The organism is Actinoplanes sp. NPDC020271 (assembly GCF_044388125.1).
In the GTDB taxonomy this organism is placed as follows: Bacteria; Actinomycetota; Actinomycetes; order Mycobacteriales; family Micromonosporaceae; genus Actinoplanes.
In genome coordinates this window covers 187,915-199,578 of sequence record NZ_JBIRWQ010000002.1, presented here as the reverse complement: position 1 = coordinate 199,578, position 11,664 = coordinate 187,915, and the positions used below count along the sequence as shown (strand labels likewise).

8 protein-coding genes are annotated in these 11,664 nt (G+C 71.4%); 4 read left to right on the top strand and 4 right to left on the bottom strand.

Annotated elements, in window-relative coordinates:
• The first annotated feature begins 208 nt into the window (after positions 1 to 208).
• Both ACH442_RS04655 and ACH442_RS04650 read left to right on the top strand, forming a co-directional pair.
• Positions 209 to 1,012 carry a hypothetical protein gene (locus tag ACH442_RS04655; protein ID WP_396121203.1) on the top strand — a complete coding sequence of 268 codons (804 nt, stop codon included), beginning with the start codon at positions 209 to 211 and terminating at the stop codon, positions 1,010 to 1,012.
• A gap of 63 nt (positions 1,013 to 1,075) precedes the next feature.
• A complete protein-coding gene (locus ACH442_RS04650; RefSeq protein ID WP_396121202.1) occupies positions 1,076 to 1,624 on the top strand; it encodes a DUF3455 domain-containing protein in 549 nt (182 codons plus the stop codon).
• Between the two features lie 566 nt (positions 1,625 to 2,190).
• On the opposite strand, the gene ACH442_RS04645 is transcribed toward ACH442_RS04650, so the two are convergent.
• A complete protein-coding gene (locus tag ACH442_RS04645) occupies positions 2,191 to 3,969 on the bottom strand; it encodes a glycoside hydrolase family 6 protein (RefSeq protein ID WP_396121201.1) in 1,779 nt (592 codons plus the stop codon).
• A 187-nt stretch (positions 3,970 to 4,156) separates the two neighbouring features.
• On the bottom strand, positions 4,157 to 5,680 hold the full coding sequence (locus tag ACH442_RS04640; protein ID WP_396121200.1) for a diguanylate cyclase domain-containing protein: 1,524 nt from the start codon (positions 5,678 to 5,680) through the stop codon (positions 4,157 to 4,159).
• 147 nt (positions 5,681 to 5,827) lie between these two features.
• Here ACH442_RS04640 and ACH442_RS04635 point away from each other — a divergent pair, with 147 nt between their 5' ends.
• Positions 5,828 to 6,343 carry a hypothetical protein gene (locus tag ACH442_RS04635; protein WP_396121199.1) on the top strand — a complete coding sequence of 172 codons (516 nt, stop codon included), beginning with the start codon at positions 5,828 to 5,830 and terminating at the stop codon, positions 6,341 to 6,343.
• 105 nt (positions 6,344 to 6,448) lie between these two features.
• On the opposite strand, the gene ACH442_RS04630 is transcribed toward ACH442_RS04635, so the two are convergent.
• Positions 6,449 to 7,591: an acyl-CoA dehydrogenase family protein gene (locus ACH442_RS04630; protein ID WP_396121198.1), complete on the bottom strand. Its 1,143-nt coding sequence runs from the start codon at positions 7,589 to 7,591 to the stop codon at positions 6,449 to 6,451.
• 367 nt (positions 7,592 to 7,958) lie between these two features.
• On the opposite strand from ACH442_RS04630, the gene ACH442_RS04625 reads away from it, so the two are divergent.
• A complete protein-coding gene (locus ACH442_RS04625) occupies positions 7,959 to 10,892 on the top strand; it encodes a glycine--tRNA ligase (RefSeq protein ID WP_396121197.1) in 2,934 nt (977 codons plus the stop codon).
• A 110-nt stretch (positions 10,893 to 11,002) separates the two neighbouring features.
• On the opposite strand, the gene ACH442_RS04620 is transcribed toward ACH442_RS04625, so the two are convergent.
• The gene (locus ACH442_RS04620) at positions 11,003 to 11,662 is read right to left on the bottom strand and encodes a DUF2306 domain-containing protein (RefSeq protein WP_396121196.1); all 660 of its coding nucleotides are present in this window, start codon (positions 11,660 to 11,662) and stop codon (positions 11,003 to 11,005) included.
• Positions 11,663 to 11,664 lie beyond the last annotated feature (2 nt).

Here is an 11,664-nt window from a genome sequence, read left to right as displayed (position 1 = left end):
AACGCGTGCGAAATTTCTCGGCGACTCTTTTCAGTGATCGCCCCGCTACCGTTCGCACATGCCTTCTGACCTGCAAGAATGACGTTTTTCCCGGGTTCTTAAGCAAGAAATAAGGTGCGCGGTGGAGTGACCGCCGCCACCCGGTGAACCATTCGGCCCGGCGCGGCGAACTTACTGGTGAAGGGGACGTACGAGAAGGGGGATCGACGTGCGGCATCTCACCGCGCTGCTCGGGGTCACGCTCGCCGGCGCCGCGCTGGGCGCGAGCAGCTTGACCACACCGGCCCGGGCCGACGTGCAGGGATTCGGTGTCACCATCACCGCACCCGCCACGTTCCAGGCCGGGGGCAACGCCAAGACGGTGACCGCGGTCGCCACCTCGGAGCAGGTGCGCTGCCGCAAGGTGCGCTGGACGCTCGTGGTGCGCGCCGGCGACGTCCCGCTGAACCGGATCCAGGTCACCCGGGTCGAGGACTCCGGCGAGTTCCCGACCCAGGTCAGCGTCAACGGCAACACCGCCACCCTCGTCGACCAGCAGCTCGACCCGGGCACGCTGTGCCGCAACCGGACCGTCACCGGCAAGTGGCAGATGCGTTTCAGCGGCAACGACGGCGGCGAGATCCGCCTCGAGGTCCGCGCCGCCGACGAGCAGAACACGCAGCTGACCTCGAACACCGCGACCACCGAGGTGACCACGAAGGTGGCCACCGCCTCTCCGTCGCCGGCCCCGAGCCGGACCACGGCCTCCCCGTCGCCGAAACCCACCGTGGACGACACCGCCGAGGACGAACCGACCGAGGCGACCCCCGAACCGCCGGTGAACCGGACCAGCGCCACCGCGCTCGTCCCGGCCTCGACCGACCAGAGCAACCTGCTGGGCCCGGGCCTGATCGTCGGCGGGGTGTTCTTCTTCCTCGGCCTGCTCCTGTTGCTGCGACTGCGCTCCCGGACGAAGGAGGCCCGTCGCGAGGCCCAAACCCTGCCGACCGGTTTCTACACGATGCCACGCTGATGGGCGTTTTGCACCGTGATGGGCTAGAGTGCGGGTGACATCGCCGCCCACCGGGAGAACTCCGTGCCTCGAACCGCCCCCCTCGCGGGCGCGCTCGCCCTGGTCCTCGTCACCGCACCGGCCTCGGCGTCGTCCGCCGGCCCCGCCGACGACACGCTTCCGGGCGGCGCACCACCGGTCCCGGCCGCGCTCCAGCCGCCACCCGGCAACGTGCTGCACGCCGTCCTCAAGGCCCGCGGCGTCCAGCTCTACGAGTGCAAGCGCAGCATGTGGCAGCCCCTCGAACCGGCCGCGTCCCTGACCGGCACCACCGTCGACCCGGCCCGCAAGGTCACCGCCGTCCACTTCCGCGGGCCGGCCTGGGTCTCCGACCAGGACGGCTCGATGGTCCAGGGCATCGACCCGGTCACCGTGCCGTCCACCGCGGGCGCGCCGCAGATCCTCTACAAGGCCACCGGCAACCGCGGCGGCGGCCTGTTCGGCGCGGTCACCTACATCCAGCGCCTCGACACGACCGGCGGCGCCGCGCCGTCCACCTCCTGCGGCGGCAACGACCCGGTCGCCGTCCCGTTCCGCGCCGTCTTCCGATTTTTCACGAAAAAGCCGTCATAGCGCTCCGCTTCAAGATCACCTTCATCATTGCCCGTCTCCGCTGTGGTCACGACCGTCGCTCCCGCGGGGACCCTTCCGGGCCGAGCAGGGGCGCGGGGCGCCCCTGGACGCTCAGCCCGGAAGGGCGACGCCCGTGGGTGGGCACGGTCAAGGCAGCAAACCCGCACACGCCACCCGGTGCCGCAGCGAAGCCGGCCACCGGCGGGGTGGTGTTCGTCGTGCGCTTGCCGGCCGGGGTCGCCGGCCGCGTACCGGCCGTGGACCAGGCCGAGCCAGGCGATGGTGTGCTCCATGGTGAGCAGTTCGAGCAGGCCACCGCGGAGACGGTACGCCCGGGAGTCGCCGGGCCGGGTGATCCGCACGGCCGCCTCCCCGTCGCCGGCGGCCCCGGTCAGCGCGGTCAGGGTGCGGCCGGTCACCCTCCCGGCCGCGCCCGGATGGTGCGTGCCCCGATCCGCCGTTCGACGCCCATCACCCCGATGTCGCACGCCCGGGACGACGCAGAAAGGAACCCCCGCCCCGGGCATGATCGGGGCGGGGGTCCGGTCTTTTTCAGTTGCCGCTGATCAGAGCGCCGGGTAGGCGTTCGCCATCAGCTGCTGGAACTGCGCCGAGAACCAGGCGCCGGAGATCGGCGCGTTCGGCAGGGCGCCGCTCATGCTGTTGCCGTTGCGGGCGTTACCGGTGTAGGTCGGGTCGCACATCCGGTCGAAGCCCTTGCCCTCGTCGTTCGGGATGAGCGAGGAGGAGCCGTCCGACTCGCCCGGGGGCTTGACCCAGACGTAGGCGTCGATCCCGGCGGCCGGGGCGGCCTTCGGGCGCTCGCCGAGGCCCGCACCGGCCTGGTTGCACCAGTTACCGGCGTGGATGCGGCGGTCGATCCGCGACTCGTTGACGTACGTGTCGACGTTCGTGGAGGTGCTGGCCGCGGTGGGCCGGGCCGAGCCGCCCCAGCCGTTGCGGGAGGTGTCGATCAGCATGCCGATGTTGCTGTTGAAGCCGATCGAGACCAGCTTGGTCCGGAACGCCTGGGCGAAGGTCAGCTCGTCGGAGTACTGGTTCCAGTCGAGCCACTTCGACTGCCGGATGTTCTGGCCGCCGACGGTCACGGTCGGCTGGATGTACGGCTCCTGCAGAGCCGAGTAGTTCGCCGTGTTGGTGATGAAGCCGGTGACGTTGTTGACGCTGCCGGACGCCTTCGCCGCCTGCAGCATGATGTCCGCGGTCGGGCCGAAGTTGGAGTCCCAGCCGATCCAGCCGTGGTGCGCGGCGTCGACGTAGTTGTACGAGTTGCTGAGCGCGCCCAGCTTGTTCAAGGCGTAACCGATGCCCTGGACGTATCCGCCGTTGGCCTTCATCGTGTCGCACATCGCCGTGCCGCCGGCCTGGCCGGAGGTGTTGGTGACGAGGTTCGGCAGCGAGTCGATCTCGACGATGTTGATGATCCGCAGGTTCTTGTACTTCGCGTCGCCCTCGATCGCGGCGATCGGGTCGATGTACTCGCTCTTGTAGCGCGGCAGGTCGTCCGGCCCGAGCTCACCGTTGGAGGCGAGCGCGGCGCAGTCACGGCCGGGCAGGTTGTAGATGACCAGCTGGATGTAGCCGGCGCCCTGGGCGACGGCGGCGTCCAGGTGGTCCCGCAGACCCATCGAGCCGTTCGAGGAGCTGTCGTCGGTGCCCTCGATGGCGGCGATCCGGTCCAGCCAGACGGCGGTCGGGTTGTTGGACACGCGGCTGCCGCCGGGCTCGGCGTCGGCCTTCGCCTTCCACTCCGGGTTGACGTAGCCCTTGGCCCCCGCGTACGGGTTGTCCACCTTCACGCCCGGGTTCGTCGAGGTCGACGGGCTGACCGACGGGCTGACCGAGGTCGACGGCGAGGTGGACACCGAGGCCGAGGCCGACGGGGACGCCGAGCCGCTCGGCACGGTGCCGGTGCAGGCGGTGCCGTTCAGCTTGAACGTCGCGGGCGCGGTGTTCGTCCCCGAGTAGTTGGCGTTGAAGCCGAAGTTGGCGTTGGCCCCGGTGCCGAGTGAGGCCGCCCATGACGGGTTCGCCGCGGTGACGTTCGTCCCGGACTGGGTGATGGTGGCGCTCCAGCCCTGGGTGATCGTCTGGTTTCCGGACCAGGCCCAGGTCAGGTTCCAGCCACCGGAGATCGGTTCACCGAGGTTGGTGACGGTCACGTTGCCGGTGAAGCCGGTCGACCACTGGTTCACCGAATAGTCGACACGACAGCCGGCGGCCGCGCTGGCCTCGGTCGACATCGCGACCGCGCCGGCACCGGCCACGACGCTCACGACGGCGGCTGCCGTGAACGCCCGGGCGCGGGTGGAGATGGGTCTCATCAGGACTCCTCGAGACGTACGGCGGCGCCAATGATCGGCGCCAATGGGAGCGACGGCCGTATACATCGGTGGGGATCGTTGGCCGACGCGGACAGCATTACATGGGAGCGCTCCCAGCGCAATGAGCCTGAAACAGGAACGCAACAGGGCCCGGCCAGCCGGCCGGGCCCTGTTCCTCACCTGGGTCTCACGCGGTCAGGTGTACTCCCCCGCCGCCCCGCTTCGCCTGGTACATCGAGGCGTCCGCGTCCTTCATCAGCGCGCCGAACTCGATCGCGTGCCGCGGGAACGACGCCACCCCGATGCTCGCCCCGATCCGCACCGGGCGCCCGTCGATCTCGAACGGCTCGCGCAGCAGCTCACAGATCCGCTCACCGACCCGCACCGCGCCCTCGTCGTCCGGGTTCGCGGTGACCAGCACCGAGAACTCGTCACCGCCGAGCCGCGCCACCAGGTCCGGCCTGCGGATCAGCGCGTCCAGGCGCTTGGCCACCAGCTGCAGCAGCACGTCGCCGGCGTGATGCCCGATCGTGTCGTTGACCTGCTTGAACCCGTTCAGGTCGAGCAGCAGCAACGCCATCCGGGTGCCGGTCGCCATGGCGATCTCCACCGCCTGCTCGCCGCGGTCCAGCAGCGCCTTGCGGTTCGGCAGCCCGGTCAGCGAGTCGTGGAACGCCTGCCGGGTCAGCTCCTGCATGTGCTGCTGGTTGGCCTGACGCATCCGGGCGCTGTCCATGATCAGCGCGCCCTCGGCGGCGAGCTGCTGCGCCAGGATCCGGTCCCGGCCGCTCCACTCCCGGGGGCCCGACGAGTCACCGCACATCACCATGCCGACCGCTCCGAACCCGGTCATCAGCGGCATCGCGATGAACGAACCCAGCCCGAGCGTCCTCGCCACGCCACCCGGCCGGGTCTTCGCCGTCGACGCGTCGTTGACCAGCACCGGCTCACCCGACTCGATCGTGCTGCGCCAGATCGCCGACTCGATCGCCGGGCTGCCGACCAGGTTCGACCGCAGCTGGTCGAGGAGCTCGTCGGGGCAGCCGACGCCGTACACGTACCGGATCCGCCCGTCGTTGTCGATCAGGTGCAGGCTGGCGTGCTCGGTGCGGAACGCCGTGGCGCACGAGTGGGTCAGCAGCTCGGCCGCCTCCTCCACACTGCCCGCGGTCATGCCCTTCTCGAACAGCTCCTGGATCGTCGCGCTGGTGTGCGCCACGAACTGGCGGGCCTTCTCGGCGAAGAGGCCCTGCAGCGTGGTGGCGAAGTGCAGCGCGACCGTGGAGGTGGTCTCCGGGCGCAGCCCGGCCAGGGCGTCCCCGGTCAGCAGCAGCACACCGACGGTCTGGCCGCCGATGCGCAGCCGGATCGCCATCTGCTGCCCGCTGATCACCGGCGGGCCACCGGCGGCGGCGCGGAACACCTTGCCGGCGACCATCTGGTCACGCCGGCCCGGCTCGCCGAACTGGGCGGTCGCGGCCATCAGGCCGCTCTCCGAGTCGAGCTCGAACACCGTGGCGGCGGTCAGCCCGGCGATCTCCCGCAGATGCGGGGTCATCAGGTCGAGAACGTGCTGCACCGACGGGGTGTCCTTGGTCATGAAGCCGACCAGTTCCGCCAGCAGCAGCACCTGCCGATCCGGCTCCATGACGATGCCACCCGGGGCCTCGGTCAGAGGTCCCGCGGTGTCCAATCCGCTGCCCACGCTCATGGCCCCAGGTTCGGCACGAAGCGGACCGGGTTGAGCCGTGGCGGCGGTGGGCGTGGTCGCAGTTCGGGTGCGAGCCGGTTCCCGTGCGACTGAAAACGGCGTATGTCCTGGTGATCCACCGGATGGGCGGTTACCGTCGGTGGCGAGGTGAGCGCCGTGATCGCGTACCGGAAAAATTTGACCGTCGCCGCGGTCACGCTCTTCTTCTCGGCCGCCGTGGCCGCCGTCGTCCTGCCCCGGCTCGGCCGCGCGCCGGCCGCCGCGTCGCTCGCGCCCCCGCCGGCCGTGCCGCGCACCGGCCTCGGTCAGCGGCCCGAGCCCTGGCCCGACGCCGCCGGCCCGCAGGCCGAGCTGGAGTTCACCCACCGTGACGACCTGGCGAGCATCGACCTGACCGGGCAATACGCGGCCGAGCTGGCCGACACCCGGGCCGCCGCGGCCGCCGTCCTCGCCGAGCACCAGCAGCTGCGCCGGGCCCTGGCCAGCGACGAGCACCCGGTGGTCCTGCTCCGCAGCACCGACCTGAAACACCCGGCCGGCGAGGCAGGCAGCTGGCTGACGGTCGCGCTGGGTGACTTCGCCGGCCCGGCCGAGGTGACCGCCTGGTGCGCGACGGTGCCGGCGCCCCACTGCGTCCCCCGCCGCCTCGACCCACCCCGCTGACCGGGATACTGCGCCGGCGCCGATCGAGGCACTGATCTTCGACGTCGACCGGGCGGCCGGCCACGCCCGGCGGAACCCCCGCCCGCGCTGCGGGGTCGCGGACGGTCAGACGAAGGCGCTGTGGCCGGTTACCGCGCGGCCCACGATCAGGGTGTTGATCTCGCGGGTGCCCTCGTAGGAGTAGAGGGCCTCGGCGTCGGCGACGAAACGGCCGATGTCGTAGTCGAGGACGATGCCGTTGCCGGCGAGCAACTCGCGGGCCCAGCCGACGACCTCGCGCATGCGGGTGGTGCAGTACGCCTTGGCCAGCGCCGAGTGCTCGTCACGGTACTGGCCGGCGTCCTGCAGCTGGGCCAGCCGGACGCACATGCCGAGCGCGCCGGTCACGTTGCCGAGCATCCGCACGAGCAGGTCCTGGACCAGCTGGAACTTCGCGATCGGGCGGCCGAACTGTTCGCGCTCGCCGGCGTACTTCAGGGCGATCTCGTAGGCCGCGAGCATCACCCCGACCGCCTCCCACGCTACGCCGCTGCGGGTCTGGCGCAGGATCTTGGCGGTGTCCTTGAACGAGTTGGCGTTCTGCAGCCGGTCGGCTTCGGGGACGCGTACGCCGGTGAGCGTGAGGTCGGCGTTCTGCACGATCCGCAGCGCGATCTTGTTCTCGATCTTGGTGGCCGTGAAGCCGGGCGCGTCCCCGGGCACCACGAAGCCTTTGACCTGGTTGTCCTCGACGTCGCGGGCCCACACGACGATCAGGTCGGCGAAGGTGGCGTTGCCGATCCAGCGTTTCTGCCCGTCGAGGATCCAGGTGTCGCCGTCGCGCCGGGCGGTGGTGCGCAGCCCGGCGGCGACGTCGGAGCCACCGGTCGGCTCGGTCAGCGCGAACGCCCCGATCCGGTCGAACGCCGCCATCTCCGGCAGCCAGCGTTCCCGCTGCTCGGGCGAGCCGCACGTCTGGATGCTGCCCATCGCGAGCCCGGCGTGCACGCCGTAGAACGTGGCCATCGACGCGTCGGCGCGGGCCATCTCCAGCGCGAGCCAGCCGTTGAGCAGCGAGGACCGTTCCCGCCCGGCCAGTTCCAGCCCGGCGAACCGTTTGACCAGCTGCGACGGGAACTCGGCCCGCGCCCAGTAGTCGTTGGCGATCGGCACGACCTCGGCCTCGAGGAAGTCGCGGACCCGCTGCACGGTCGCGGCCTCGTCGTCGGACAGCAGTCCCTGAAACGCGTAAAGATCTCCGGCGAGCATGGCCGCCTGTATTCCCCGGAAGGCGGAACTTTATTGCCCGTCCGCGATGTCCGGCGCGGGAGACTCCTCGGCGCGGCCCGCTCTCCCGGCTCGCGGGCTTCGACGGGCCGGCCTTGCGGGTGGCGGGCGCCGTGGGGCCGGTTTGCCGCCCTGAGCCCGACCCGCCACGGAGGCCGCCATTCCGGGCCTCGCGTTCCGGGCCGCCCGCGGCCCTGCGAGGCCCGGAAGGGTCCCCGCGGGAGCGGCGGAGGGTGACTTCAGCGGAGAGGGGACAAAAGGCCCTTGAATTTGATCTTGGGGGTGATCACGGACTCGCCGGAGGTAATCGCTTACCGTGCGTCGACACGCGCCCCCTAGACTTCGCGGCATGCTCACCATGCAGGAGGCTCTGGCCCGGTTGACGGCTTACTGGACGGAGCACGGCGCTCTGATCGTCCAGCCGATGAACACCGAGGTCGGAGCGGGGACCCTGAACCCGGCCACCTTCCTGCGCGTGCTCGGTCCCGAGCCGTGGCGGGTCGTTTACGTCGAGCCGTCCGTGCGGCCCGACGACTCCCGTTACGGCGAGAACCCGAACCGGCTGCAGACGCACACGCAGCTGCAGGTGATCCTGAAGCCCGACCCGGGCAACCCGCAGGAACTGTACCTCGGCAGCCTGGCCGCGATCGGCATCGACGTGGCGGCGCACGACGTGCGGTTCGTCGAGGACAACTGGGCCTCGCCGGCGCTCGGCGCCTGGGGTCTGGGCTGGGAGGTCTGGCTGGACGGGCTGGAGATCACCCAGTTCACCTACTTCCAGCAGGCCGGTGGGATCAACCTCGACCCGGTGTCCGTGGAGATCACCTACGGGATCGAGCGGATCATCATGGCGCTGCAGGACAAGCAGCACTTCAAGGAGATCGAGTACGCGCCGGGCGTCAGCTACGGCGAGGTGTTCGGCCAGGCGGAGTACGAGATGTCCCGCTACTACCTGGACGACGCCGACATCGAGGCGAACCGCAAGCTGCTCGACCTCTACGCCGGCGAGGCGCAGCGGATGATCGACGCCGGGCTGCCGGTGCCCGCGCACAGCTACGTGCTGAAGTGCTCGCAGGCGTTCAACGTGCTCGACTCGCGCGGCGCGGTCTCCACCGCCGAGCGGGCCGCCGAGTTCGGCCGGATGCGCCGGCTCGCCGGTGAGGTCGCGAAACTGTGGGTGTCCCGGCGCGCCGAGCTCGAACATCCGCTCGGCCTGGCCGCCGAGAAGACGCCGGCCCGGCCGGCGGCGGCCGTGCAGACCGGGGACCGGCCGCGGACGCTGGTGTTCGAGATCGGTGCCGAGGAACTGCCGCCGGCCGAGCTGCGTAACGCCCGCGAGCAACTGCTGCGCCTGGTCACCGAGGGGCTGGCCGGGACGCGGCTGGCGCACGGCGACGTCCGGGTGTTCGGCACGCCGCGCCGGCTGATCGCCGTCGTGCACGAGGTCGCGGCGCGCGAGGAGGACTACGTCCGGACCGTGCGCGGGCCGAAGACGCAGGCCCCGGCGAAGGCGGTCGAGGGCTTCGCGCGCGGGCAGGGCGTCACCGTCGAGGAACTGGCGACCGAGGAGATCAACGGCGCCGAGCACCACGTGCTGCGCAAGCAGGAGACCGGGCAGGCCGCGCCGCAGGTGCTGGCCGAGGTCCTGGCGAAGGTCGCGGGCGGCCTGCGCTCGGCCAAGAACATGCGGTGGAACGACCCGAAGCTGACCTTCAGCCGCCCGCTGCGCTGGCTGACCGCGCTCTGGGGCGACGACGTGGTGCCGGTCGCGGTCTCCACGCTCGCCGCCGGGCGGCGGACCCGGCTGCTGCGCACCGCGAACCCGCCGGTCGTCGACATCGCGTCGGCCGAGACGTTCCTGGAGACGCTCGGCGTCAACGGGATCGTCGCCGACCACGAGGACCGCCGCGAACTGATCGTGATCGGCGCGCAGGACCTGGTCTACCCGGACGGCAAGGTCGACGTGACCGGCGAGGCGGCGCTGATCGACCAGATCACCGACCTGGTGGAGCAGCCGCTGCCGCTGCTCGGCACGTTCGACGAGGGCTACCTGACGCTGCCCGACGCGGTGCTGACCACGGTGATGCGCAAACACCAGCGGTACCTGCCGGTGCGCGACGAGGACGGCAAGCTGCTGCCGATGTTCGTCACGGTGGCGAACGGACCGGTCGACGTCGAGCTGGTCCGCTCCGGCAACGAGGCGGTGCTGCGCGCGCGGTACGAGGACGCGCGCTTCTTCTACCGCGCCGACCTGGACACGCCGCTCGCCGACCTGAAAGCCCGGCTGAGCCGGCTCACGTTCACCGACAGACTCGGGTCGATGGCCGACCGTGCGGGCCGGATCGCCGCGCTCGCGCTCACCCTCGGTGAACGGCTCGGCCTCTCGTCCCCGACCCTGACCCGCGCCGCCGAGCTGGTCAAGTTCGACCTCGGCTCCCAGCTGGTGACCGAGATGACCAGCCTGGCCGGGGTGATGGCGCGGGAGTACGCGCTGCATGCCGGGGAGTCACGGGCGGTCGCCGAGGCGATCTTCGAGGCGGAACTGCCGCGCAACACCGGGGACTCGCTGCCGCGTACGCTCCCGGGCGCCCTGCTGTCCCTGGCCGACCGGCTCGACCTGGTGGCCGGCCTGGCCGCGACCGTCGGGCTGCCGACCGGGTCCAGCGACCCGTTCGCGGTCCGGCGCGCGGTGCTCGGCCTGCTCGCGGTGCACCGGTCCACGCCGGAATTCGCCGCCCTGTCACTGGTCGACGCGCTGGCCCTGGCCACCCAGCCGGTGCCGGTCAGCGCGGAAGTGCTGACCGCGGTCGGCGACTTCCTGGCCAAGCGGCTGGAACAAGCGCTGACCGAGGAGGGCCGGCCGGTCGACCGGGTGCGGGCCGTACTGCCGCACTACGCCCGGCCGTCGGTGGCGGACACGCTGCTCGCCCAACTGGCCGACGCGGTCACCGACCCGGCGTTCACCTCGGTCGCCGCGGCGATCCAGCGGGCACGGCGCATCGTCCCCGACGGAACCCCGGCGGGGTACGACGTGAGCCTGCTCAAGGAGCCGGCCGAGCTGGCGCTGCACGAGGCGGTCAGCGCCGTTGCCCTGCCGTCCGACCCGAACCTGCCGCGGTTCGTGGCGGCGACCGCCGGGCTGGTCGAGCCGATCGGCACGTTCTTCGACGACGTGCTGGTGATGGCTGAGGACCCGGACATCCGGGGGGCTCGGCTGGGGTTGCTCGCCACCGTCCGGGACCTGGGTGAAGGCTTGCTCGACTGGCCGCAGCTGCGCCTCTGACCTTCGCATGTTCTCCGCCCGGCTCGTCGCGCCGCCTCCGTTGCTCTCCGGCGTCGCGATGAGCCGGAGAACTTGTTCTTTTCGATCGGCTCGCGAGCTCGCTCATCGGGTCACGCCGGGCGGGGAGCGCGGAGGCCCGGGCGGCCACGAATGATCCACTCGGCCACGACGACGTTGACGGCCCAGCCGGCGCCCATCGCGACCGCGCGGCCGGTCACCCCGGGGGCAACGCCGGCGATCGCGAACGGAAGGTGCGTGAGCACCTGCGTGCCTGCCCCCAGGGCGAGCGCGTAGGCGCGGATCATCCAAGCCCGGTGGCGCGCGATGTCCCGTCGGCGGATCGCCGCCACGGCCAGGACCAGCGAGACGAGCATCGCTGTGCCGACGATCAGGCGCTCGATCTCCACGGCCGGGCCGTCGACCGGCGGCACGTCGTAGAAGACCGCCATCCACAGCCCGCTGACGGCCACGATGACGCCGGCCCCGACCAGGACCCGGCCGGCGAGCCGGTGCCAGCGCGGTCGTCGTCGCCGGAACGCCGGCGCGAACTGGAGCGCCCCGACGACGGCGTAGAGGATCGCGCCCACGATGTGCGCGACGACCGGCAGCGGCATGGCGAAGAAGCGCGCGTTCTCCGCGGTGACCGGGGCGTTCGTGGCCAGTTGGCCGAGCCGGAACACCCCGGCGATCGAGGGCACCAGGCTGAGGGCGATCAGGGCCGCCGGGATCCGCCAGGTGCCGCGCCGGTAGTGGACCGCATTCGTCGTCATGC

Excerpts from the sequence above, each read along its gene's own strand:
- ACH442_RS04645 (WP_396121201.1), bottom strand. The coding sequence starts at position 3,969 with ATGAGACCCATCTCCACCCGCGCCCGGGCGTTCACGGCAGCCGCCGTC.
- ACH442_RS04640 (WP_396121200.1), bottom strand. The coding sequence starts at position 5,680 with ATGAGCGTGGGCAGCGGATTGGACACCGCGGGACCTCTGACCGAGGCC.
- ACH442_RS04630 (WP_396121198.1), bottom strand. The coding sequence starts at position 7,591 with ATGCTCGCCGGAGATCTTTACGCGTTTCAGGGACTGCTGTCCGACGAC.
- ACH442_RS04625 (WP_396121197.1), top strand. The coding sequence starts at position 7,959 with ATGCTCACCATGCAGGAGGCTCTGGCCCGGTTGACGGCTTACTGGACG.
- ACH442_RS04620 (WP_396121196.1), bottom strand. The coding sequence starts at position 11,662 with ATGACGACGAATGCGGTCCACTACCGGCGCGGCACCTGGCGGATCCCG.